The sequence below is a fragment of the Streptomyces albiflavescens genome, from assembly GCF_014645835.1.
GTDB lineage: Bacteria > Actinomycetota > Actinomycetes > Streptomycetales > Streptomycetaceae > Streptomyces > Streptomyces albiflavescens.
In genome coordinates this window covers 39,187-62,122 of record NZ_BMMM01000003.1, presented here as the reverse complement: position 1 = coordinate 62,122, position 22,936 = coordinate 39,187, and the positions used below count along the sequence as shown (strand labels likewise).

Here is a 22,936-nt window from a genome sequence, read left to right as displayed (position 1 = left end):
ACCCTGCGCGGGTAGTGTGATGGCCTGCCCGCCGCTTATCGTTCTCCTGGAGGTTCCCGCCTGATGGCCCAGTCGGTGGGTATCAAGGACGTCGCCCGTGCCGCCGGAGTCTCTGTCGGCACGGTGTCGAACGTGATCAACCGCCCCGACTCGGTCGCCTCCGAGACCCGGGCTCGCGTGCTGTCCGCGATCGACCGGCTCGGCTACGTGCGCAGCGAATCGGCGCGTCAGCTGCGGGCGGGGCGCAGTCGGATCATGGGCCTGCTGGTCCTCGACATGGGCAACCCGTTCTTCGTGGACGTGGCGCGCGGCGCCGAGCGCGCCGCGCGGGACGCCGGGCTCGGTGTGATGGTCTGCAACAGCGCGCAGAGTTCGAGCGAGGAGGCCGACTATCTGTCGCTCTTCGCCGAGCAGCGCGTGCGCGGGGTGCTGCTGACGCCCACCGACGCGAGCGGGCGCAACATCGAGGCGTTCCGCCGCAACGGCATTCCCTTCGTGCTGGTCGACCGGGTCGCCGAGGGCACCACCGAGTGCTCGGTCTCGGTCGACGACGTGGCGGGCGGCGCGCTGGCCGTACGGCACCTCGTCGACGCCGGTCACCGTTCCATCGCCTACGTCAGCGGGCCGCCCGGACTGAACCAGGTCAGGGACCGCCGCACGGGCGCCCTGAACGCCCTGGCCGAGGCGGGGCTCGGCCCGGACAGCCTGCGCGAGCTGCCCACCGAGCGTCTGGACGTGGCCGCGGGGCGCGACGCCGGGGCCAGGCTCCTCGGCCTCGCCGACCGCCCGACCGCTGTCTTCTGTGCCAACGACCTGCTCGCGCTCGGCGTCCTCCAGGCCATGTACGCCGCGGGCGTCGGCGTGCCCGACGACCTCGCGATCGTCGGCTACGACGACATCGAGTTCGCGGCCGCCGCGGCCGTTCCGCTCACCTCCGTACGCCAGCCCGCCGTGACCATGGGCGCCCTCGCCGCCGAACTTCTCCTGGAGGAGATCGGGACGGAGACCTCGCCCGCGCCGCACACGCACCGGCGGGTCGTGCTTCAGCCGGAACTGGTGGTGCGCCGCTCCAGTCTGTCGGCACGCTGATCGGCTGTTCAGTTCCTGTCGACCGCAGGGCTGAGCCGCTGTTCAGTAGATTTTCTTGATCCCGGGCGCCGGGGCCTGCGGAACATGTGCTCAACTGGGACGCAGCCTTGAATCCGTTCGTCTCGGGAGCACTGTTGACCGTCAGCTACCGCCAGCCCGGAGTCGTCCTCACCGACCACCGCTTCGCCGTGCCCCTCGACCACGACGACCCGGCGGGGGAGAGCATCGAGCTCTTCGCCCGCGAGGTCGTCGCGAGCGACAAGGCACAGCAGGACCTCCCCTGGCTGGTCTACCTCCAAGGCGGCCCCGGCTTCGGCGCCAACCGGTTCGTCGGCAAGCAGGCCTGGCTCGGCCGCGCGCTGAAGGAGTTCCGGGTGCTGCTCCTCGACCAGCGCGGCACCGGTCACTCCACGCCCGCCAACCGGCAGACCCTTCCGCTGCGCGGCGGCCCGCGCGAACAGGCCGATTACCTCGCGCACTTCCGTGCCGACTCCATCGTCCGCGACTGCGAGGCCATCCGCCCCCGGCTCACCGGCGGCGCCCCCTGGACCGTGCTCGGCCAGAGCTTCGGCGGCTTCTGCGCGGTGCACTACTTGTCCACCGCGCCCCAGGGGCTGCGCGCCGCCGCCATCACCGGTGGCCTGCCCTCGCTCGACGGGCACGCCGACGACGTCTACCGGGCGGCGTATCCCCGCATCGAGCGCAAGGTCGCCGCGCACTACGCGCGCTATCCGCAGGACGTCGAGCGGGCCCGCCAGATCGCGGAGTACCTCCTGCAGCACGAGCCGGTCCTCAACGGTGGCTACCGCCTGACCGTCGAGGCCTTCCAGTCGCTCGGCATCGTCCTCGGCGGCAGCGAGGGCAGCCACCGGCTGCACTACCTCCTGGAGGAGGCCTTCGTCCGTACCCCGCAGGGTCCGGCCCTCTCCGATGCCTTCCAGGAGGACGTGCAGAGCCTCCTCTCGTACGCCGGACACCCGCTGTACGCGCTCGTCCATGAGGCCTGCTACGCCCAGGGCGACCGCCCCACCGACTGGTCCGCCGAGCGGGTGCGCGCCGAGTTCCCGCAGTTCGACGCGGCCAAGACGCTGACCGAGGACGGACCGCTGCTGTTCACCGGTGAGTCCGTGCACCCCTGGACGTTCGAGACCGACCCGGCGCTGCGACCCCTGCGCGAGACCGCCGAGGAACTGGCCGCCCGTACCGACTGGCGGCCGCTGTACGACCCCGCCCGCCTCGCCGCCAACGAGGTTCCGGTCGCCGCGGCGGTCTACCACGACGACATGTACGTCGACGCCGAGCACTCCCTGCGCACCGCCCGCGCCATCCGGGGTCTGCGCACCTGGGTGACGGACGAGTTCGAGCACGACGGTGTACGGGCCGGCGGGTCGCGCGTACTGGACCGGTTGCTGGCGTTGACGCGCGACGAGGTCTGAGGTTCTCCGGGCCCCCTATGATTCTGACGGGCCGTCAGAACATGCTCGGCATCCCAAGGGGGCACGGATGATCGACACCACGCGTACGGACATCCCGGAGGGTGAGGAGCGGCTGCGCCTCGACGTCGAGAAAGGCATCGGTGTCCTCACCCTCTGCCGCCCGGCGTCACTCAACGCGTGGAGCTGGGAGGCCACGCGTCAACTCGGACTGCTCGCCGACCGGATCCGCTTCGACGAATCGATCCGGGTGGTCCTGCTGCGGGCCGAGGGGCGGGCCTTCTGCGCGGGGATCGACGTCACGGCGCCGGGCGGCGCGATCACAGGCCGGTCCGGGGCGGAGCGCGCCCGCAACTACTACGAGGGCATCCGGTGGGCGCACGAACGGTTCGCGGCCTTCGCACGGCTGCCGCAGCCGGTCGTCGCGGCCGTGCGGGGCTACTGCCTCGGCTTCGGATTCGAGCTCGCGCTGATGGCGGACGTCCGGATCGCGGCCGACGACGCGGTGTTCGCGCTGCCGGAGGCCCAGCTGGGGGTCGCGGTCGACGCGGGCGGTGACCTGCGGATCGCGCGCGAGGCGGGCGCGGGATGGGCGAAGCTGCTCGCGCTGACGGGGCGCCGACTGGACGCCGTGACGGCCGAGCGCCTCCATCTGGTCCAACTCCTGGTCGCATCCGATGAGTTGGACAAGACGGCCCGTGCGATCGCTGCCGAGATCGCGGCCAACGCGCCCCTCGCCGTGCAGGGCATCAAACACGACATCGACGCGTACGCGGATGCCGGGCTCGCCGCGGCCCTCGACCGCACGGCCATGTCGGCGGCGCTCACCCTGACCTCGGACGACTCGCGCGAGGGATATGGCGCGAAGGGTGCCCGCCGCGTGCCTCGCTTCGAGGGGAAGTGACCGGCATGTTTTGATCGGTCACTGTTCTGCACCACGGAGGATCGGGGGACCGATGCACGACAGTGAACTCCTCGCGGACCGGTTCGAAGAGCACCGCGGCCGCTTGAGAGCGGTGGCCTACCGGATGCTCGGCTCGCTCAGCGAGGCGGACGACGCCGTCCAAGAGGCCTGGCTGAAGCTCAGCCGCACCGACGCCGACGGGGTCAGGAACCTCGGGGGCTGGCTGACGACCGTGGTCGGCCGGGTGTGCCTGGACATGCTGCGCTCGCGCACGTCACGCCGCGAGGAGCCCATGGACGCCTTCGTCCCCGACCCGGTCGTCAGTCCCCTGGCGCGGATCGACCCCGAGCAGGAGGTACTGCTGGCCGACTCGGTCGGGCTCGCTCTCCTCGTGGTCCTGGAGACGCTGGACCCCGCCGAACGGCTCGCCTTCGTCCTGCACGACATGTTCGCGGTGCCCTTCGACGACATCGCGCCCGTCGTCGGACGTTCCTCCGCCGCGACGCGCCAGCTCGCCAGCCGGGCCCGCCGCCGGGTACAGGGAGCCGCTCCGGAGCCCGAGCGCGACGTCACCCGGCAGAAGCAGGTCCTCGACGCCTTCCTCGCCGCCTCGCGCGAGGGAGACTTCGAGGCCCTCGTCGCCGTCCTCGACCCCGACATCGTGCTGCGCGCCGACTCAGGCCCGCTCGTCGGCGGAGCGGCCGCCTCCAAGGTGCTCCGTGGCGCGGCGGCCGTCGCTCGACAGGCACTCACCTTCGCGCGGTTCGCGGCGTCCTCGCGGGTCGTGCTGGTCAACGGCGAGGTGGGTGTCGTCGCGACCCTCGACGGCCGGCCGCTGTCGGTCATGGGCGTCACCGTCGCCGACGGGAAGATCGTCGCCCTGTACATCCTGGCCGACCCCGAGCGGCTCGCGCGGCTCGACCTCGGGGAGCTGGGCGACTGACCTTCAGCCGGCGAAGGGCCCTCGCTCCAGCTGCTCCCGCACCGGCACCACCGGCGGGCTGACGAGCTCCCTGCGCTGCCAGTTCGCACCGTCCACCACCAGCGTGTGGCCGGTGATGAATCGGGCGTAGGGAGACGCCAGAAAGGTGGCGGCCCAGCCGAGTTCGCGCGGCGCGCCGACCCGCAGCGCGGGCTGGCGCGCGTCGAGTGCGACGGCCCGGTCGAGCCGGCCGCGGATGTCGTCGGTCATGTCCTCGTGCGGCATCAGCCCGGGCACCAGCCCATTGACCCGGATGCCGTACGGCCCCCACTCGACGGCCAGTGTCCGGACGAGGTTCTGCACGCCCGCCTTGGCCGCCGCGCTGTGCGCGAAACCGGGGCCGCCCGTCCAGGCGTACGACGCACCGACGTCGATGATCGAAGCGGGCGTGCCCGCGCCGAGATGACGCCGGCCGAACTCGCGGGTCACCAGGAACGTCCCGGTGAGCGTGATGTCGACGACCGCCCGCCAGGCGTTCGGGGAGATGTCCTCGGCGGGGACGGGGAAGTTCGCGGCCGCGTTGTTGACCAGCACGTCGGGCAGTCCGCACCCGTCGAACACCTCGGCGATCCGCTCCGGGTCGCGCACGTCGCACACGGCGGTGGTCACCCGTGTGCCCAGCTGTGCCAACTCCTTCTGCGCGGGGGCGAGATGCTCCTCGCGGCGGCTGACGATCACCAGATCGGCCCCCAGCCGGGCGAACTCCGCCGCGATCGCCTTGCCGAGTCCGGTGCCGCCGCCGGTGATCAGCACGAGCGAGCCGTCGTACGTCCCGGGCGGGAGCGCGCTCGCGCCCGGCGGGGGAGGGAGGGGAAGTCCGGGGAGCGGTGTGTCGTCCATGGCGGCCTCGATACCCGGTGTGCCTCCAAACCTCCAGAGACGGCGCGGGATTCAACAGCGCACGGCGTCGTACAGCGCGGCCGGCAGATCCAGGGGCCGCTGGTCGGGGCACATGGCGCGGGTGCGGACCAGCCTTCGGCTGCGGGTGTGTGGGGGCTTGTCGCGCAGTTCCGCGCGTCCCTTCAGGGGCGCGGGGAACTGCGCAGTCTTTTAGGGGGGTCTGGGGGCGCAGCCCCCCGGGACGGGGAGGGGCGGAGGGGGCGAAAAACCACCCGCCCGAGCATGGCGAAGTGGCTACCCATCGATTCCGCAATGGCCCAGACCATGGCATCGGGCCAGTTCAGGACGCCCGTCCCGGCTCAGTACGCTGGGGTCATGCAAGAAGACAGCGGAACAGCCCAGGACCGTCTCCTCGACCTGCGGGCCGACTGCGGATCGTGCTTCGGGCTGTGCTGTGTCGCCCTGCCCTTCGCCCGCTCGGCGGACTTCGCCATCGACAAGGACGCCGGGAAACCCTGCCCGAACCTGGCGACGGACTTCCGCTGCGGCATCCACACGCAGCTGCGGCAGAAGGGCTTCACGGGCTGCACGGTGTACGACTGCTTCGGCGCCGGGCAGAAGGTTTCCCAGGTCACCTTCGGCGGTCAGCACTGGCGCTCGGGCCCGCCAGAGCACGCCCGGCGGATGTTCGACGTGTTCCCGGTCGTACGCCAGCTCCACGAACTGCTCTGGTACCTGAACGAGGCGCTGACGCTTCCCGCCGCCCGCCCGGTGCACGCCGATGTCCGCCGCGCCCTCCGCGCGACGGATCGGCTCACCCGCCAAACCCCGGAGGAGCTCGCGGAGTTGGACGTGGCCGCGCACCGGCAGGAGGTCAATGTGCTGCTGCTGCGGACCAGCGAACTTGTGCGCGCGGGAGCCGGTCGTGGAAAGAAGGGGCGTCCCAAGGACCGCCGCGGCGCCGACCTCATGGGCGCCCGGCTCAAGGGAGCCGACCTGCGCGGCGCCAACCTGCGCGGTGCCTACCTCATCGCCGCCGATCTGACCGGCGCCGATCTGCGCGGCGCGGACCTGATCGGCGCCGACCTGCGCGACACCGACCTCACGGAGGCCGATCTGACCGGCGCCTTCTTCCTGACCCAGCCCCAGCTGAACGCGGCCCGGGGGAGCGCCGGCACCAGGCTGCCGGAGTCAGTCACCCGTCCGGGCCACTGGGCGGACCGGCACTGAGTCAGGCCTCGGCGCACGGCGTTCGAGGTGCAGGCGCAGCCCCTCCGGCATCAGCGTCAGCCGCTCGGTGACCCGCAGCCGGTAGTCCGGGTCGGCCCGCAGCTCATAGCGACGCAGCAGCATCCCGAGGACCAGTGTCGCCTCGTGCAGCGCGAATTGGCGCCCGATGCAGGCTCGCGCCCCGGTGCCGAACGGCTTGAAGGTGTGCGCGGGCCGGGCCCGTACCGCCTTCGCGTCGAAGCGGTCCGGGTCGAACTTCTCGGCGTCGGCGCCCCACACGTCCGGATCGCGGTGCAGCATCACCGTCAGGACCAGCGCCCAGGCGCTCTGGCGCATGGGGTGGACGCCGCCCAGCACCGTGTCCTGCCGGGCCTCGCGCGCGAAGGCCGGCGCCGTCGGCCACAGGCGCAGCGACTCGTCGAGGACCCGGCGGACATAGCGCAACTTGGCGACCTGGTCGTAGCCGGGCCGGTCCGTGTCGCCCCAGACGCGGTCGACCTCGGCCCGGGCGCGCTCGGCGACGTCCGGGTGCCGGGAGAGGTAGTGCAGGGCGAAGGAGAGCGCCCCGGACGTGGTCTCGTGGCCGGCGATCAGGAAGGTGATGACCTGGCGGCGGATGTTCTCCGGCGTCAGGCGTTCCCCGGTCTCCGGGTGGGCGGTCTCCAGCATCCGGTCGAGCAAGTCACCGTCCCCGCTCGAGGATTGGCGGGAACGCACCACCGCGTCGACCGTGCGATTGAGATACGCCATGTCCGCCTCGTTGCGGCGGGAGGCGCCGCGCATGAGCAGCGGAGCCAGTGGCGCGGGCACGGCATTGAGGCGCTGCGCGTACGTCAGGGTGCCCACCATCGCGTTCACGAAGGGATGCGGCCGGGAGCGCTCGAAGGAACCGAAGTCGTGCCCGAAGCCGGTCCGGGCGATCGTCTCCAGCGTCAGCTTCGTCATGTCGCCGGCCACGTCCACGCTGTGCCCCGCCGCCTGCTCCCGGTCCCAGCGGTCCGTCAACCGCTCGGTCACGGCCAGCATCATCGGGTGGTAGCCCTCCATCGCCTCACGGCTGAAGCCGGGGGCCAGGACGTCGTGCGCCAGCTGCCAGTTGGGCTCGTGGTTGTACGCCGTGAACAAGCCGTCCCCGGCCACCGGGCGGAGATTGGCGACCCCCAGGCCCACATGCTTGGCGAACCGCGACTCGTCCGCCAGCTCGGCCGCGAGATCCGCGCCCCACACGAAGACGATCTCCTTGCCGAAGGCCTTGCGACGGAAGATCGGCCCGAGCCGGCGGCCGAAGCGCATCGAGTCCTGGACCGGCGAACGGACATTGGCGCCGAGCACATCGCCGATCAGCGGGACACGACGCGGTGGATGCGGAATGCGATGCAGCTCCGGCCAGCCCAGCTCCGCGCTGCGGAACCCCTTGGGCAGCGCGGCCACCGTCGTCTCCGCCATGACGTCATCTCCTTCGTGCCTGGGGCAGGTCGAATCTGTTGTACGCGGGTTCAATAACGGATCTCAGTCTCGTCCCGTTGTTGAACCGACGTCAAGTAAAGTGCGGGCATGGCCGGGAAACAGGGGGAGCGCCCGCGTCGGCGGCTCAGCACCGAGGAGCGCCGGGAGCAGTTGCTGTCGGTCGGGGCCTGCCTGTTCTCGGAGAGCCCGTACGACGACGTGTGGATCGAGCAGGTCGCCGAGATCGCCGGAGTCTCGCGCGGGCTGCTGTATCACTACTTCCCGACGAAACGGGACTTCTTCGCGGCCGTCGTCGAGCGTGAGAGCAAGAGGATGCTGCGGATGACCGCGGCCGTGCCCGGAATTCCGGTCCGCGAGCAGCTCGGCGCGGGCCTCGACACCTTCCTCGGATACGTCGAGGAGCACGCGCACGGCTTCCGTGCCTTCCACCGCGCCGACGCGGCGGGCGACCAGGCCGTACGCAAGGTCTATCAGCAGGCCCTGGCCGCGCAGGAACGGCAGATCCTCGAGGCGCTCGCCGCGGACCCCGAGCTCGGCTGGGCGCCGGAGGACCGCCCCGACCTCCGGGTCGCCGTCCGGGGGTGGCTGGCCTTCACCACGGCCGTGTGCCTGGAGTGGCTCAGGGGGGCGGAGCTGACCCGGGAGCAGGTGCGGGATCTGTGTGCGCGGGCGCTGCTGGGTGCGATCACGCCCTGAGCCGGCTCCCGTTCGAGGGGACCGCGGGCCGAACAGAGTGCTCACAGGGTGGTGCGGCGTGGTTGGCGTACACCCGGATCTTCGATAGGTTAGGCAAGCCTTACCTAAGGAGGAGTCTGATGGGTGACCGTCACACCTGGACGGCCGCGCCCGCAGCGGTGGAACGCGCGCGCTCGGTACTCGCCGCCGCATGGTCCTGCGCGGTGACCGCCGAGGGCGGCCGGGAGGAGCTCGTCGGCGCGCACACCGTCGCCGCGGACGGCCGGGTGCTCCTGCACGTGCCGGACGACAGTGTGCTGCTCACGGCGGCGATCTGCGCGCCGCGCGGTGAGCCCTCCGCCGTCCTCGAGTTCGCCGATGTCGCGCCCGTTCCAGTGCGCAACCGCATCCGCGCCCGGCTGTGGCTCGCCGGCCGGTTCGCCAACGAGGACGGACTCCTGGCGTTCCAGCCGACGCGCGCGGTGCTGCGCCAACCGTCCGGGGCGGTCGTGCTCGACCTCGACGAGTTCGCCGACGCCCGGCCCGACCCGCTCGCGACGGCCGAGGCCACACTGCTGACCCACCTCGCCGACGCCCACCCGGACGCGGTCGAGCGGCTCACCCGCCTCGTCGAACCGGACAGCCTGCACGGCGCGGTGCGCGTCCGGCCCCTTGCCGTGGACCGCCACGGCCTCACCCTGCGCATCGAGCGGGCGCGCGGCAACGGCGACGTACGCCTGCCCTTCCACGCACCCGCCGACGATGTCGCCGAGCTGACGGAGCGCATGCATGTTCTGCTCACGCAGGCGAGCTCCGCGGCCTGCCCGCGCGCCCTACAGCGGCAGCGCACAGACGGCGACGGGTGAGGCGAACGGGTCGCCCGCGGACCGCAGGTCGCCGCTCTTGTCGTCCACGTGGAAGACACTGACCGTGCTCGACTTCTGGTTGGCGGCGAACAGCAGCCGCCCGTCCGGCGAGAACGCGATCTGGCGCGGGAAGTCGCCGCCCACCGGCACGGTGTCCAGGAGCCTCAGACGGGCGCCGTCCGCCTCGATCGCGTAGCGCGTGAGGCTGTTGTGCCCGCGGTTGGCGAGATAGGCGTACGCCCCGTTCGACGTCACCAGGATCTGTGCCGGGTAACTCGTGCCCGCACCTGTACCCGTGGACTGCGCCTCGCCCGGAGTGAGGCGCCCGGTAGCCGGGTCGTAGGCGCAGACGGCCACGGTGTTGTCGACCTCGTTGGCGAGGTAGGCGTGGCGGCCGCCGGGGTGGAACGTGAGATGGCGCGGGCCCGCGCCCGGCCGCGTATGCGCCTGGGAGACCTCCGTGAGGGTGCCCTTGGACCGGTCGAGGCGGTACGTGTAGACCGTGTCGGTACCCAGGTCGACGGCGAGCACATGGCCGCCGTCGGGGCTGGTGATGAACTGGTGGGCGTGCGGGCCCTGCTGGCCCGGGCCGGGCGCGGGGCTGGAGTGCGTGACCAGATCGGTGCGCTCGCCGAGCGCGCCCGAGGCGTCGATGGGGTGCACGGCCACGCTGCCCGAGCCGTAGTTCGCGCTCAGCAGCCACCGTCCGCTCGGATGCACGGACAGATGGCAGGGCGCCGCGCCCCCGGTGCCGCGCGTGCCGAGCACCTTGTTCTTCGGAAGCCGCACGGCCGTCACACCGCCCTCCTCCCGCTCGTTGACCGCGTACAGCGTGCGGCCGTCAGGGTGCAGTGCGAGATACGACGGGTCGTCGACGCCCGTGATGGTGCCGGCGGCGGTGATCCGGCCCGTCGTGGGGTCGTAGGTGGCGAGCCCGATGCCGGTGCCGCCGCCGTCGACCGAGGTGTACGTGCCGAGGAAGAGCGGGCGCGGTCCGGTGCGGTGGGCGGGGGACGGGGAGGAGCCGACGGTGGGAGCCGGGGGTGCTGTAGGCGTCGTGGACGCGACCGCGGGGTCCGGCCGGGGTGCGACCGGTGCCGGGACCGTCGTCACGGCGACGGCTCCCGCCAGCGCCCCGACGAAGCGACGCCTGGTCCAGCCGCCGCCCGAGCCTCGCGCCGGTTCTGCACCACTGCTCATGCCTGCACCTCGGGTGTCGGTTGCCTCAGCCATCACAGCCACCATGGCGTGCGACACCCGTGGAGTGCAAGAACGGCAACAGTCGTTGCATACGATGCAACGGCTGGTCGTCGATTACCAGTCACCGTCCTCGACCGGCGTGCCCGGCGCGTCCCCGAGCGGCTTCACCTGGTGGGGCGAGGGCTGCTGCCAGGGCTCGTGGTCGTCGCCGAGCCAGTCGCCGACCGGCTGCACCGAGCCCAGTGTGTCCGTCGGGGCCAGGTCGGTGGCGTCCTGGTCGTAGTAGTCGAACCAGGGCAGCCCGGCCCGGGTGTAGGCCGCGCGGTCCACCGGGGACGGCGGCGGCGCCTCGCCGGTGATGCGGCGCCACTCCGGGGGCGTCACGAGATGGACGAACACGCGCCCGGCCGGCTCCTTGGCCCAGGCCCGCAGGGGCCGGTCGTCCCGGTAGACCTCCTGGCGCATGGAGCCGCCGACGCCGAGGCCCATCGCCGGAGCGCTCCGAGGCCGCGCCGCCGGAGCACCCGCGGGGGCCGGAGCGGCCCCCGGCGCGGGCGGAGCGGCTGCCATGGGGAACGCGGCGCCGTAGCCCCCCACGGGCGGCATGCGCGTGAGCTCCTCCGCCCTGCGGCGCTCCGCCTCACGCCATGCGGCCAGCTCCCCGTCGTTGAGCGGGAAGGACTGCAGCTGTACGCCGCCCCACACCTCTTCGCCGGTGACCTGGCCCTCGACGGTGGCGCCCAGCCCCAGAGGCACCGCCACGAACTGGCGGACGGTTCCCTTCCCGGAGTTGATGCCGTCGAGCCACGGCTGGCGCGGCAGCACCACATAGTTCTGCGGGTGCCGGCTGAGGCGGGAACTCCACGGCTTGCCCGAGACCGCGCACACCTTGCCCACGCCGATCTGCAGGGCGGCCGGCTCCGACGTCCCGGCGAAACTCAGCCACATGGCCTCGCGCAGATACACCGGCAGCATCACACCACCCCGTGCCCGCCATTCGGCGGGCACCGTCTCCGTATAGTCCTCGACGCGCCGGATCGGGAAGTCGCCGAGCGCCGGAGGCAACGCGTGCGTGCCTGTCTCGGGCAGCCGCAGAGTCCGCTTGAACCGCACCTGCACCCCGCCCGGCAGCCGCAGTGCGTCTCCGTCGATCCGTACGGTGCCCTCGGTCATCCGCCCGCCCCCTCGTCGTATCGCTGTCTCGACGCCGTGGCCCTGTCTCGATGTCGGACCACTTTCCCGGACCACTTCCTTGTACCGCTTCCTCACATAGAACGACGAGGAGCGGCGGGGCGGTTCCGGCCGCGGCGCAGCGGCGCCGGGAGGCGCAGGTGCCGGCGCAGACGGGTGAGGCGCGGCCGGCGCTCGCGCTGTTCGCGGGTGGCGCGGTCGAGCTCCTCGAGGAGCCGGCGGGTGCGGTGCTCGGTGTCGAGCTCGTCGATGATGCGGTTGACCTCCGTCAGGACGGCGCCGTGCAGCTGCCACTGACGGGCGTCCCGCTGGATCTCCTCGAGGAAGAGCTGGGCCAGCTTGTCCCGGGTGGCGGCCGCCGTGGTGAGCTCCGCGCTGAGCCGCGCCTCGGCCGACGCGGCGCTCTGGCTCACATCGGTGGTCACCAGGACGGCGAAGCTGACGATGGCGTCGGCGACCTCGGACAGCAGCTGCTCCAGGGTGGCCCCGGCCTGCGTTTCGAACAGCGGCTGGGGTTCGCGTTCCTTGGCGAGATCGGTGAGGCTGCGCGCGAGGACCCGCAGGACCACCGTGCAGATCTCCAGCGTGTCGAGGCCGGTGCGCAGCACGACCCGGTACAGCAGACCCTCGCGCACGCGTGGGTTGAGCTTGAGGCTGTCCTCGGCCTGCCGCAGCGCCGCGTCCACCGCGACGATGTCGTGGTCGAGCCGGCGCGCCTCGTGCAACCGCTCGACCGCCAGCTGGAAGGGGGTGCGGCCCGCGGCCTCCTCACCGATCCGCAGCATCAACTGCCGTGTCCGGCGCGCCAGATCCTCGATGGAAGCACCGGCTTCGCTCACCCACACAGGAGGCGGGAACACGAGGTTGGCGCCGAGCCCCACGACGGCCCCGATCAGCGTTTCCACGACCCGCGCCCAAGCCGTGTCGCCGACCCTGGTGACACCGAGGACCAGCATGGCGCTGATCGCCACTTCGGGCACGAACTCGCTGACCCGTACGAGATGCCCGACGACCAGCGAGGCGAGGATGATCAGCGCCAGACTCCACCAGGTCAGCCCCACGAGGATGCTGAAACCGATGGCGATGACGACGCCGGCCACCACGGAGTTCACGCGCCGGATGCCGGTGGTGATCGTGGAGTAGAGCGTCACCTGCACGACCAGCAGCGCGGTCAGGGGCGCGGTGAGCGGCGCGGGCTCGGGGCTGAGGTGCAGAGCGATGACGTACGCGATCGTCGCGGCGGCCGTCGACCTGAAGGTCTGGACGACCACCGGCTCATGGTGTCGCTTCACGAGCTGGGCGACGGATGTCGCCCACTCCTCACGTACCTCTCGCATCCTTGGGCTTTTCCCGCTCCACAGGTGTACCGAACGTCTTAATCGAGGACCGTATCTGTCCGCAAGCCGCCCTAGATTGTCCTCATCGGCCGACAAACGCCAGGAGGGACCAGGATGAACAACGTCGAGGGCATCACGTTGCTGACGCGGGCGCACGCCTACCTGAGCGAGGTGGTCGCGGCCGTACCGGAGGAGGCGTGGGGTTTCCCGGCGCCGTGCAGTCACTGGACCGTACGCCAGGTGCTCAACCACGCGCGACTCGATCAGCAGGCGTACGGCGCCGCGATCACCGGCGTCGGCCGGCCCGGTTCCGACCCCTTCCAGCCCGCCGACCTGCTGGACGCCGACGCGCAGGCCGTGCTCGACAAGGTGCTGCGGGACGTCGCGGACGCCTACGCGCCCTTGCCCGCCGACGCCGAGGAGGTGGCGACCCCGCTGGGGCCGCTGCCGCTGCGCATCGCCGCCGCCGCGGGCGCGATGGACGCGGCTGTGCACGCCTGGGACATCGCCGTCGCGACGGGCCAGGACGTGCCGCTGGACGAGGAGTTGGCCGAGGGTATCTGGGTTGCCGCCGAGCGGCTCGTCGATCATCTGCGGAACTCGTTCGGGGTGTTCGCCCCTGCGCGTGAGGTGACCGAGGACTACAGCCGGGCCGACTCGCTGCTCGCCTTCCTCGGCCGGGACCCGCGCTGGACGCCTGCCGTGTCCTGAAGCCCTCGCTGAGAGCCCGGGAAACCACAGAGCCCGTCGCGAGGTTTTCCCCAGCTCCGTCGGGAGGCTCGCCGGATGGCCCGAAGGAGCCCCGCACGGGAGCCTTGGATCATGAAACGGCACCGGTCCGGATACGCCTTGCCCTGCTGAGCGCCGGTGATCGCGGCGCATCAGCCGTCGGGCGGCACGGGCGATCTGCGTACAACGTCCAACACCCGTACGACCCCGTCCAGTTTCATGGGTGACGACTTCGGCTGGGCCGGACCCGAGCTGTACGCGCTCGCCCCGTGCCACGACATCCTGATCCGCCTTCACCGGGTGGAGGCGGCGCGGCTGCGGGACCGGTAACCGGCCACTTTCGCGAGGTTGCCGCAGCGGTCCATGGAGCACCAGCGGCGGCGGCGGGCCTGGGAGTCGTCCAGGAAGAGCAATGAGCAGCCGGGGTTCTCGCACTCCTTGACCCTGGCCAGCAGCGGGCCGGTGACCAGCAGGATTGCGTCCCGGGCCACGGTCGCCAGGGCTGCCGGAGCGGGCTGCTCGGCCTTCCAGCAGAGCGGCGACCGCGAGCCGCCGTCCGGGTCTCCGAGCTGGGGGGCGAGGTCGGGACGGGCGGCGGCCTCGTTGACCTGGGCGACATCGGTCGGGTCCGGGACGTCTCCATCCATCGCGGCGCGTACGAGGCGGTAGAGGGCCTCGCGCAGCGTGCGGGCGTAGGCCAGATCGCCCTCGGTGACCGGCATCCGCGCGTCGTCCGCCGGGGCGCGCAGACCCGCCTCGCCGATCCAGCGGGTCAGGGCGTCCGGGTCGGGGAGTCGTTCAAGTGGCGTACCGGTGTGGCGCTTGCCGAGCGTGGCGACGAAGTTCAGGCAGGGGCGGCCGCCGATGAAGGGGAACGCCGACATCGGGTCCGGGGCGGGGCTGCTCATGCATCGAGCTTAGCGCTTGACACCGGTTCATGGGGTGTCGCATCGTGACACCTGTTGAACCGGTGTCGACGCTCCCGTGTGTGGAGCGTGCTCCGGCGTCGCCATGAGAGAGCGGGTACGGGTATGCGTGCGGTGCGGATCGAAGAGTTCGGCGGGCCCGAGGTGCTGGTGCCGGTGGAGGTGCCCGATCCGGTCGCGGGGCCGGGCCAGGTGCTGGTGAAGGTCGTGGCGGCGGGCGTGAACCGGGCGGACGCGCTGATTCGCGCCGGGGTGTACCACCGGGCCGGACGGCCACCGCTGATACCGGGCGTCGAGGCGGCCGGAATCGTCGCGGCGGTGGGGGAGGGGGTGACCGGCATCGGCGTCGGGCAGCGGGTCATGGCCCTGGACGGCGTGAACGCCCCTGGTTTCTACGCCGAATTGGCCGTCGTGCCGGCCGGACAGGTGACGATCCTGCCGGATGCCGTGGATCTGACCGAGGCCGCGACCCTGCCCGTCGCCTGGCTCTCCGCCTGGTACTGCCTGCGCAGTCTGGCCAAGGTGACCAAGGACGACACCGTGGTGGTGAAGGCCGCCGCGAGCGGGGTCGGCAGCGCGGCCGTGCAGATCGCCGCCGAGGCCGGCGCGCGGGTGATCGCGGTCGCCGGTTCACCGGAGAAGACCGCCTGGGCCGCCGAGCTGGGCGCCCACGTCACCCTGGACGCCTCGGCGCACCCCGACGACGCGGAGGTCGAGGAGGTGCTGCGGCTGACCGGGGGGCGCGGCGCCGACGTAGTGCTCGACACCGTCGGCGGCCGGGCCTTCGGGCGGAGCCTGCGGGAGATCGGGCACGGCGGGCGGGTGGTCGCCCTCGCCAATGTCGCGCTGGAACCGAGCACCGTCGACACCCGCGACTTCTACCCCAAGAACGCGGCCGTCCTCGGCTTCCAGCTCACCAATCTGCAGATCCACGGCTACGACCCCCGAGCGGACCTGCGGGAGTTGGCCGATCGCGTCGCGGCCGGTACATACCGCGTAGCGGTCGAGACGGTGCTCCCGCTGGACCAGGCGCGCGCGGCCCACGAGCGCCTGGAGCGACGCGACAACCGGGGCAAGATCGTGCTCGCCGTCGGGGAGAACTGACCGTGCCGGGCGTGGAATGTCGACACTGCCAGGCGTAGGGCGTTTACACCGGGAGGAGTGCTGACGCCTCGCTCACGCAGCGTCCAAGGGCGGCGCCGGGGCCGTGCTGTGATCGGCGACCGCCGCGGCGAGCTGCTGTTGCTTCGGCTCGGGCAGCGGGTCGCCGTTGACGCTGTTCACCAAGTCCTGGGCCACGTGGCGCAGTTTGGTGTTGGTGCGCTGGGAGACCGTGACCAGGACCTTCCAGGCGTCCTCGGCGCTCAGGGCGAAGCTGGCCATCAGGACTCCGCGGGCCAGATCGATGACGGGACGGGTCTGCATGGCCTGTCGCAGCTGGAGGAGTTCGATGCGCAGGTCCTGATCGGCATCGACGCACTGCGTGTCCTCGTCCGTCCAGGCGAACAGGGGGCGCGCGTGAGTGAGGTCGAGCAGCCTCTCGACGGAGGCGCCGGCGGTGCGGATGGCGACGGTCTTGCCGTCCGCCAGCGCACGCCTGCGCATACGCAGCAGGACGTTGAGCCCGGAGCAGTCGCAGAACTCGACTCCGTTCAGGTCGAGATCAATGCCGCTGACGGAACCGGCCACCGCGTCGCGCAGGGCGTTCTGCAGCGTCTCCTCGGTGTCGATGTCGAGGTCGCCGGACACCACGACGAGCACACGGTCGTCTGCCGGGTACGTTTCGATGCGCAGCCATGGATGCGGCGACTCACCCGCCGAGGCGTCCGCCGCGCAGGCGACAGCCTCCCCGTTCGTGAGGGAAAGCGCCGGTTCTGACATGGCAGTCGCTCCCGAGGCATCAGCCCGTCTCCATCTCCTCCAGGCTCGGTCACGAGGGCATCACCCGTCAAGGGATACATGAACTTCATTTCCCCCTTTTGTTTTCGTGAATGCCACGCCATATCCTGGCTCCATGGGTGGAGTGCCGGAGACACATACAGGTTGGACGTTCCTGACCAACCACGCCCGCGTGCTGACCGCGATCGCCGAGGATCCCAACACCCGGATCCGCGACATGGCCGCGCGCTGTCGACTCACCGAGCGTGCTGTGCAGAAGATCATTTCCGATCTGGAGCGGGAGGGGTATCTCTCCCACACCCGGCAGGGACGCTCCAACACCTACCGCATCGAACCAGGGGCCTTTCTCCGGCACCCGGCCGAAGCCGGTCTCACCGTGATGGACCTCCTCGCCGTGCTCGCCCGGCACGACGCGCAGCGCGACAGCCAGCCTCAGCAGTTGCAGACGACACCCGCCCAGGTGCGTCGGGCCGCACCCGATCGGTGAATCCCGGCGGCGCTCACTGACCCTGTGGCCGGCTCACTCTTCTCAGGTCTGCGGCGGCTGCTGGATCTTGGCGAGGGTCAGTACGTCCCCGCCGATGCCCCAGCCGCCGTCGGGGACCTCCTCGACCAGTACCAAGGTGGTGGCGCGAGCGCGTTCGCCGTAGATCTCGGCGTACAGGTCGGTGGTGCGGGCGATGATCAGCTCCTTCTGCTTGTCGGTGAGGGTGTCGGCGGGGACCTTGAAGTTCGCGAACGGCATGTCGATCTCTTTCCACGGTGGGTCGGGTGAGCGGCGAGAGCGGGACTCGGGACGTCGGGTCGCTGTCGTCGCCGTCTCTCGCCGTCCCCTCCACGATCAACCGGGTCGTCGGTCCCCAGCCAGGGCTGCGCCCACCCAGGGGTTGTCATCCCCTGGCTCGGACCTCGCTCGACGGGTGACGATGGGGGAGTGAACCTTCCCGAACTCGCCGCGTTCCTGAAGTCCCGGCGTGACCGGATCCGTCCGGCCGACGTCGGTCTGCCCGCCGGACCCCGGCGCCGGGTGCCCGGCCTGCGGCGCGAGGAGGTCGCGCAGCTGGCCGGCCTGTCGGCGGACTACTACACCGAGCTGGAACGGGGGCGCGGCGCCCAGCCCTCGGAGCAGACCCTGGCCGCGCTCGCCCGGGCGCTGCGCCTGGGCGGCGACGAACGCGACCACCTCTTCCATCTCGCCGACCGGCCCCTGCCCCGGGTGGCGCACGGCCCGACCGCGCTCGTCCAGCCGGCCCTGCTCGGCCTGCTGGACCGGCTCACCACGACCCCCGCACAGGTCATCACCGATCTGCACGAGACCCTCGTCCAGAACGATCTGGCCGTCGCGCTCGTCGGCCGACACCCTGCGGCGCGCGGCCGGTCGGCGAGTTTCGTCCACCGGTGGTTCACCGACCCCGCCGCCCGCGCGATCTATCCGGCCGACGAGCACCCGCACCACTCCCGGGTCTTCGTGGCCGACCTCCAGGCCGTCGCCGCCCGGCGCGGTCGCGACGGCGAGGTGACCAGGATGGTGGCAGAACTGCGGCGACGCAGCGAGGAGTTCGCCGCCTTGTGGGACACCCATGACGTGGCCGTGCGCCGGGCCGACCACAAGCGCATCGTCCACCCCGCGCTGGGCGTCATCGAGGTGGACTGCCACAGCCTGTTCAGTGAGGACGGACGCCAGCGCCTGCTGTGGTTCACCGCCCCACCGGGTACCGAGGGCGCTGCGCAGTTGGAGCTGCTGTCCGTCATCGGCACGCAGGACATGGACGCGCACGAAGGCTCCAGGAAGTAGTCGTACGGCTGCGCCGGGCAGGCACGGAGTCACACGTACAGCTTCTCCAGGAAGGCCGACAGGCGCCCCACCGTCCGGTCGATCTGCTCCTCCACCGTGAGGGTCTCCTCGAAGCGGCTTCCGGGGTCGGGGATCTTCTTGCCTCGCACGTACAAGGAGCAGGCGAGGTCGGCGCACATGTAGACGCCGACCGAGTTGCCCTCGCGGCCGGCCGTGCCCGCCTTGCGGGCCGTCATCAACGAGACCCCGTTGCCCGGGTGGGTCGTCAGGCACAGCGAGCACATGCTGCGGTGCAGGAGGCCGCGTTGCGAGGAGGGGAAGCGCAGGGTGACGCCCACGACGTCGTCCGCCCGCTCGGTGACGAGATAGCTGCGGTCCGGCGCTCCGGGATCTCGCCAGCCCAGGAAGTCCAGGTCGTCCCAGGGGCGGTCCTCGAGGTCACGGGGTATCGCGAGGCGCTTGGCCTCCCCCTTGGAGCAGTTGATGAATGAGGTGCGGATGTCCTGCTCGGTGAGTGATCTCATGAGGGCTCTCTCCTGGGGGATCGATGGGGTCGATGGGATCGATGAGTGGAACCTGCAGGCCTTGAAGGAGACACCTGTGAGCCTGCAAACCTAGGGGCACTAGGTTTGCGTCAAGCTACCCAGCCTCGCGAGAGACATCCAATGCATTTCGGCGACGACCGCACACCACGGGAGCGGGCCCCGCGCCATGTCGCGACCCGTTCCCGTGGCCCCGCGCCGGATTCGACGCAGCGGGTGACCTTGAACTTCCGCCCGGACCGGCTCGCCGGCGGGCTCCCATCCCGGGAGCGTTGACCCAGGACCTCACGGGCGCGGCGCGTGCGTTCACCGCCCGGTTGCGCACGGCGCTGCTGGAGCAGTACGCGTCCGCCCCCGGATAAGGACTACAGCCCCGTGGGCCCACCTGGCAGAGTGGACCCGCAGGCGACAGGGGGGGGTTGCGGTGGACAGCTGGGAGCGGGCTCGGAGGGTTCTCGACACGGCGGGACTGCCGCCGGACGGGCTCGTCGACTGCCGGGCCCTGTCGGGCGGGACGTACAACACGGTCGAGGAGCTCCGACTCACCGATGGCACCCGGTACGTACTGAAGATTCCTCCGTCGGCCGACGCAGACGGCATGACCCACGAGCGCAATCTCCTCCGGTCGGAGGCGGAGTTCTACCGGGCGGCCGCGACGGTCGGCGTACCCGCGCCCGAAGTGGTCACGGCCGGGGAGCACCACCTCCTGATGACGCGCTGCCCGGGCACCCCGTGGGGTGACCTGGATCCTGGTGAACAGGTGGTCCTGCGCGGGGAGTTGGGTCACCTGGTGGCCCGTCTCCACAGCGTGACCGGTCCGGGCTTCGGCTACCCCTCCGGAGCTCTCGGCCCCCTCGCTCCCGACTGGCGGACCGCCTTCACCACCATGTACGACGCCGTCCTGGACGACGCCCGCCGCTATGACGCCTGGCTGCCGCGCCCGGCGGACGAGGTGGCCCGCACGGCGAAGGCCGCGTACGACGCCTTGGACCAGGTCACCGTCCCCCGCCTCGTCCACTTCGACCTGTGGCGGGGCAACATCCTGGTGGAGCGCTCGGACGGCACGGCGCCCCGGATCGGCGGTCTGATCGACGGCGAGCGCATGTTCTGGGGCGACCCGCTGGCCGACTTCGTCTCGCTGGCACTGCTCGCCGACATCAAGCAGGACGTGGATTTCCTGACCGGCTATCAAGAGGCGGGCGATCGGGCCGAGTTCGACTTCTCGGCCCGGCAACGCCTCGCCCTCTACCGCAGCTACCTCTACCTGATCATGCTCGTCGAGACCGTGCCCCGCGCAACCGGCGCCGAACAGCTCGCCCGGGTGCGCGAGGCGGTGGCCCCGGAACTGCTCGCCGCCCTCGACGAATTCCGTTAGGGCCTGTCCGGCGGCTCATGTCGGAGACGCGGGGCCTGGCACGCCCATCTGCGGCGTTGTCGTCGGTTGCCGACTCCCCCAAGCTCTCGGCTTCGCTCGAGCAGGGGGGACCCCCATCGCGTCGTCGCCCTCCTCCGCCTTGCAGCTGGACGCACCAGGCCCCGGTCACCTGTGCTTATGAGGCGCCGCAGCTCTCCTCCGACCTGATCCGCCGGACAGGCCCTAAGCCGCGCTGCGCCCCCGTCCGCCATGCGCCCGGATGATGTCCGCGTACCGGTGACCGCTCCCCTTGATCGTGCGCTTCTGCGTCGTGTAGTCGACGTGCACGAGCCCGAAGCGCTTGTCGTAGCCGTACGCCCACTCGAAGTTGTCGAGCAGCGACCAGGCGAAGTAGCCGGCGAGCGGAACGCCCTTGCGGACCGCCGATGCGCAGGCCGCGAGGTGCTGCTCCAGGTACTCCGTGCGCTCGGGGTCGTCGACGGTCCCGTCGGGGCGTACGACGTCGGGGTAGGCGGAGCCGTTCTCCGTGACGTACAGCTTGTGGGCGCCGTAGTCGTCGGTCAGCCGCAGCAGGAGGCGCTCGATACCGTCGGCGCCGACCTCCCAGTCCATGCCGGTGCGGGGCACACCGAGACGGCGGACCGTGCGCACGTGCGGCGCCGGTCCGGTGGGGTCGTCGGCGACGGTGGACGGGAAGTAGTAGTTGAGGCCCAGCCAGTCCAGGGGCTGGGCCATGGTTTCCAAGTCGCCCGGCAGTTCCGGGAGTTCGACCCCGTACACCTCGCGCATGTCCGCCGGGAAGCCGCGGCCGTGGACCGGGTCGAGCCACCAGCGGTTGGTGTGTCCGTCCAGACGGTGGGCGGCCGCGACATCCTCGGGACGGTCGGTGGCGGCCTCGACGCTGGACAGGTTGTTGACGATGCCGACCCGGGCGCCGGGCACCGCGGCGCGGACCGCCTGGGTGGCCAGGCCGTGCCCCAGCAGCAGATGGTAGGAGGCGCGGACCGCGGCCGTGAGGTCGGTCAGGCCCGGGGCCATCCGGCCCTCCAGGTGGCCGATCCAGGCCGAGCACAGCGGCTCGTTGAGCGTGGTCCAGTGCTGGACGCGGTCACCCAGCCGCTCCGCGACGACCGCCGCGTACGAGGCGAAGTGGTGTGCCGTCTCGCGGACCGTCCAGCCGCCCCGGTCCTGGAGCACCTGGGGCAGATCCCAGTGGTAAAGGGTGACGGACGGCGTGATGCCCGCCTCCAGCAGCGCGTCGATCAGTCCGTCGTAGAAGTCGAGCCCCTTGGCGTTGACCGGGCCGTCGCCGCCCGGCACCACGCGCGGCCACGCGATCGACAACCGGTAGGCGTTGGTGCCGAGTTGGCGCATGAGCGCGATGTCCTCGCGCCAGCGGTGGTAGTGGTCGCAGGCGTGGTCCCCGTCGTCACCGTTGTCGATCTTGCCGGGGGTGTGCGAGAACGTGTCCCAGATGGAGGGGGAGCGGCCGTCCTCGGCGACGGCGCCCTCGATCTGATAGGCCGACGTGGCCGTGCCCCACAGGAAGTCCTCGGGAAGTGCGGCAAGATCGATGGTCACGGAAGTCCCTTCGGGAAGAGGAGAGTCGGTCACTTGACGGCTCCCGCCGTCAGACCGGCGACGAGATAGCGCTGCAGGAGCAGGAAGCCCGCGACCACCGGAACGCTGACGACGAGCGAGGCGGCCATGATCTGGTTCCAGTACACGTTGTTGAGCGTGGAATAGCCCTGGAGCCCGACGGCGAGCGTGCGTGTGGTGTCGTTGGTCATCACCGACGCGAACAGCACCTCGCCCCAGGCGGTCATGAAGGCGTAGACGGCGACCGCGACGATGCCGGGGATCGCGGCCGGAACGACGACCCGGAACAGCGCGCCGAGCGGCCCGCAGCCGTCCACCAGCGCCGCTTCGTCCAGGTCGCGCGGTACCGAGTCGAAGTACCCGATCAGCATCCAGATCGAGAACGGCAGCGAGAAGGTGAGATACGTCAGGATCAGTCCGCCGCGCGACCCGAACAGGGCGATGCCGGTGGCGTTGCCGATGTTGACGTAGATGAGGAACAGCGGCAGCAGGAAGAGGATGCCGGGGAACATCTGCGTGGACAGCACGGTGACCGTGAAGACACGCTTGCCGCGGAAGGTGTAGCGGCTGACGGCGTACGCGGAGAAGACCGCGATGACCACCGAGCAGACCGTCGCCGCTCCCGCCACGATCAGTGAGTTCACGAAGTACCGCGCGAGCGGGATCGTCGACCAGATGTCGATGTACGGGCGGAACGTCAGGCTGCTCGGCAGCCAGCGGAACTGCCCCGTGACGTCCGCGAGCGGCTTCAGAGAGCTGGAGACCATGACGTAGACGGGCACCAGGACGAAGCCGGTGAGCAGGGTGAGGAAGATCCGCCGGGACCAGAGGAAGGAGCGCGGCGGGGCCATCGGGGA

The 22,936-nt window shown here is 71.2% G+C and carries 24 protein-coding genes; 13 read left to right on the top strand and 11 right to left on the bottom strand.

All coding sequences use genetic code 11. The annotated features are described in order from the left end of the window. Positions 1–63: 63 nt before the first annotated feature. The 4 genes from IEY95_RS09675 (at position 64) to sigJ (ending at position 4,369) form a co-directional block, all read left to right on the top strand. Positions 64–1,089, top strand: coding sequence for a LacI family DNA-binding transcriptional regulator (locus tag IEY95_RS09675; RefSeq protein ID WP_189185521.1), 1,026 nt, complete (start codon positions 64–66; stop codon positions 1,087–1,089). 134 nt (positions 1,090–1,223) lie between these two features. Further along, positions 1,224–2,525, top strand: a complete 1,302-nt coding sequence (locus IEY95_RS09670) for an alpha/beta fold hydrolase (protein ID WP_189185520.1) — start codon at positions 1,224–1,226, stop codon at positions 2,523–2,525. Between the two features lie 67 nt (positions 2,526–2,592). Next, on the top strand, positions 2,593–3,426 hold the full coding sequence (locus IEY95_RS09665; RefSeq protein WP_189185519.1) for an enoyl-CoA hydratase/isomerase family protein: 834 nt from the start codon (positions 2,593–2,595) through the stop codon (positions 3,424–3,426). A gap of 52 nt (positions 3,427–3,478) precedes the next feature. After that, on the top strand, positions 3,479–4,369 hold the full coding sequence (gene sigJ, locus IEY95_RS09660) for an RNA polymerase sigma factor SigJ (RefSeq protein WP_189185518.1): 891 nt from the start codon (positions 3,479–3,481) through the stop codon (positions 4,367–4,369). 3 nt (positions 4,370–4,372) lie between these two features. Here the strand turns inward: sigJ and IEY95_RS09655 are convergent, their stop codons facing one another. Beyond that, the gene (locus IEY95_RS09655) at positions 4,373–5,248 is read right to left on the bottom strand and encodes an SDR family oxidoreductase (protein ID WP_189185517.1); all 876 of its coding nucleotides are present in this window, start codon (positions 5,246–5,248) and stop codon (positions 4,373–4,375) included. Between the two features lie 375 nt (positions 5,249–5,623). Between IEY95_RS09655 and IEY95_RS09650 the strand changes: the two genes are divergently transcribed. Further along, a complete protein-coding gene (locus IEY95_RS09650) occupies positions 5,624–6,478 on the top strand; it encodes a pentapeptide repeat-containing protein (protein ID WP_189185516.1) in 855 nt (284 codons plus the stop codon). Here the strand turns inward: IEY95_RS09650 and IEY95_RS09645 are convergent. After that, positions 6,440–7,924: a cytochrome P450 gene (locus tag IEY95_RS09645; protein ID WP_189185515.1), complete on the bottom strand. Its 1,485-nt coding sequence runs from the start codon at positions 7,922–7,924 to the stop codon at positions 6,440–6,442. The two genes, IEY95_RS09650 and IEY95_RS09645, sit on opposite strands and share 39 nt — an antisense overlap. A gap of 108 nt (positions 7,925–8,032) precedes the next feature. Between IEY95_RS09645 and IEY95_RS09640 the strand changes: the two genes are divergently transcribed. Then, positions 8,033–8,641: a TetR/AcrR family transcriptional regulator gene (locus IEY95_RS09640; RefSeq protein ID WP_189185514.1), complete on the top strand. Its 609-nt coding sequence runs from the start codon at positions 8,033–8,035 to the stop codon at positions 8,639–8,641. A 119-nt stretch (positions 8,642–8,760) separates the two neighbouring features. After that, the gene (locus tag IEY95_RS09635; protein WP_189185513.1) at positions 8,761–9,486 is read left to right on the top strand and encodes a DUF2470 domain-containing protein; all 726 of its coding nucleotides are present in this window, start codon (positions 8,761–8,763) and stop codon (positions 9,484–9,486) included. Here IEY95_RS09635 and IEY95_RS09630 read toward each other — a convergent pair. From IEY95_RS09630 to IEY95_RS09620, 3 genes are all read right to left on the bottom strand, one after another. Further along, positions 9,454–10,686, bottom strand: coding sequence for a lactonase family protein (locus IEY95_RS09630; RefSeq protein ID WP_189185512.1), 1,233 nt, complete (start codon positions 10,684–10,686; stop codon positions 9,454–9,456). The two genes, IEY95_RS09635 and IEY95_RS09630, sit on opposite strands and share 33 nt — an antisense overlap. Positions 10,687–10,800: 114 nt before the next feature. Next, positions 10,801–11,859, bottom strand: coding sequence for a hypothetical protein (locus IEY95_RS09625; protein WP_189185511.1), 1,059 nt, complete (start codon positions 11,857–11,859; stop codon positions 10,801–10,803). Positions 11,860–11,951: 92 nt separating this feature from the next. Further along, positions 11,952–13,214: an FUSC family protein gene (locus IEY95_RS09620; protein ID WP_189185510.1), complete on the bottom strand. Its 1,263-nt coding sequence runs from the start codon at positions 13,212–13,214 to the stop codon at positions 11,952–11,954. 114 nt (positions 13,215–13,328) lie between these two features. Between IEY95_RS09620 and IEY95_RS09615 the strand changes: the two genes are divergently transcribed. Together IEY95_RS09615 and IEY95_RS09610 are read left to right on the top strand one after the other, a co-directional pair. Then, complete coding sequence (locus IEY95_RS09615; RefSeq protein ID WP_189185509.1) at positions 13,329–13,925, top strand: TIGR03086 family metal-binding protein; 597 nt, start codon at positions 13,329–13,331, stop codon at positions 13,923–13,925. Positions 13,926–14,081: 156 nt separating this feature from the next. Further along, entirely contained in the window at positions 14,082–14,273 is a 192-nt protein-coding gene (locus IEY95_RS09610) for a hypothetical protein (RefSeq protein ID WP_189185508.1), read from the top strand. On the opposite strand, the gene IEY95_RS09605 is transcribed toward IEY95_RS09610, so the two are convergent. Further along, on the bottom strand, positions 14,237–14,851 hold the full coding sequence (locus IEY95_RS09605) for a CGNR zinc finger domain-containing protein (protein WP_229702772.1): 615 nt from the start codon (positions 14,849–14,851) through the stop codon (positions 14,237–14,239). The genes IEY95_RS09610 and IEY95_RS09605 overlap by 37 nt on opposite strands. 123 nt (positions 14,852–14,974) lie before the next feature. On the opposite strand from IEY95_RS09605, the gene IEY95_RS09600 reads away from it, so the two are divergent. After that, positions 14,975–15,973, top strand: coding sequence for a quinone oxidoreductase family protein (locus IEY95_RS09600; protein ID WP_189185507.1), 999 nt, complete (start codon positions 14,975–14,977; stop codon positions 15,971–15,973). Positions 15,974–16,045: 72 nt separating this feature from the next. On the opposite strand, the gene IEY95_RS09595 is transcribed toward IEY95_RS09600, so the two are convergent. Continuing rightward, a complete protein-coding gene (locus IEY95_RS09595) occupies positions 16,046–16,750 on the bottom strand; it encodes an anti-sigma factor antagonist (protein WP_189185506.1) in 705 nt (234 codons plus the stop codon). A gap of 133 nt (positions 16,751–16,883) precedes the next feature. Here IEY95_RS09595 and IEY95_RS09590 point away from each other — a divergent pair, with 133 nt between their 5' ends. Then, positions 16,884–17,255, top strand: a complete 372-nt coding sequence (locus IEY95_RS09590; RefSeq protein WP_189185505.1) for a helix-turn-helix transcriptional regulator — start codon at positions 16,884–16,886, stop codon at positions 17,253–17,255. A 42-nt stretch (positions 17,256–17,297) separates the two neighbouring features. On the opposite strand, the gene IEY95_RS09585 is transcribed toward IEY95_RS09590, so the two are convergent. Next, on the bottom strand, positions 17,298–17,513 hold the full coding sequence (locus IEY95_RS09585; protein ID WP_189185504.1) for a tautomerase family protein: 216 nt from the start codon (positions 17,511–17,513) through the stop codon (positions 17,298–17,300). 189 nt (positions 17,514–17,702) lie between these two features. Between IEY95_RS09585 and IEY95_RS09580 the strand changes: the two genes are divergently transcribed. After that, entirely contained in the window at positions 17,703–18,563 is an 861-nt protein-coding gene (locus IEY95_RS09580) for a helix-turn-helix transcriptional regulator (RefSeq protein ID WP_189185503.1), read from the top strand. A 29-nt stretch (positions 18,564–18,592) separates the two neighbouring features. On the opposite strand, the gene IEY95_RS09575 is transcribed toward IEY95_RS09580, so the two are convergent. Then, complete coding sequence (locus tag IEY95_RS09575; protein WP_189185502.1) at positions 18,593–19,087, bottom strand: FBP domain-containing protein; 495 nt, start codon at positions 19,085–19,087, stop codon at positions 18,593–18,595. Positions 19,088–19,529: 442 nt separating this feature from the next. Between IEY95_RS09575 and IEY95_RS09570 the strand changes: the two genes are divergently transcribed. After that, a complete protein-coding gene (locus IEY95_RS09570; protein ID WP_189185501.1) occupies positions 19,530–20,480 on the top strand; it encodes a phosphotransferase family protein in 951 nt (316 codons plus the stop codon). Positions 20,481–20,702: 222 nt separating this feature from the next. Here the strand turns inward: IEY95_RS09570 and IEY95_RS09565 are convergent, their stop codons facing one another. Both IEY95_RS09565 and IEY95_RS09560 read right to left on the bottom strand, forming a co-directional pair. Next, a complete protein-coding gene (locus IEY95_RS09565) occupies positions 20,703–22,061 on the bottom strand; it encodes a GH1 family beta-glucosidase (RefSeq protein WP_189185500.1) in 1,359 nt (452 codons plus the stop codon). 29 nt (positions 22,062–22,090) lie between these two features. Continuing rightward, positions 22,091–22,930 (bottom strand): carbohydrate ABC transporter permease, encoded by an 840-nt coding sequence (locus IEY95_RS09560; RefSeq protein WP_189185989.1) that lies wholly within the window; start codon positions 22,928–22,930, stop codon positions 22,091–22,093. Positions 22,931–22,936: the final 6 nt, after the last annotated feature.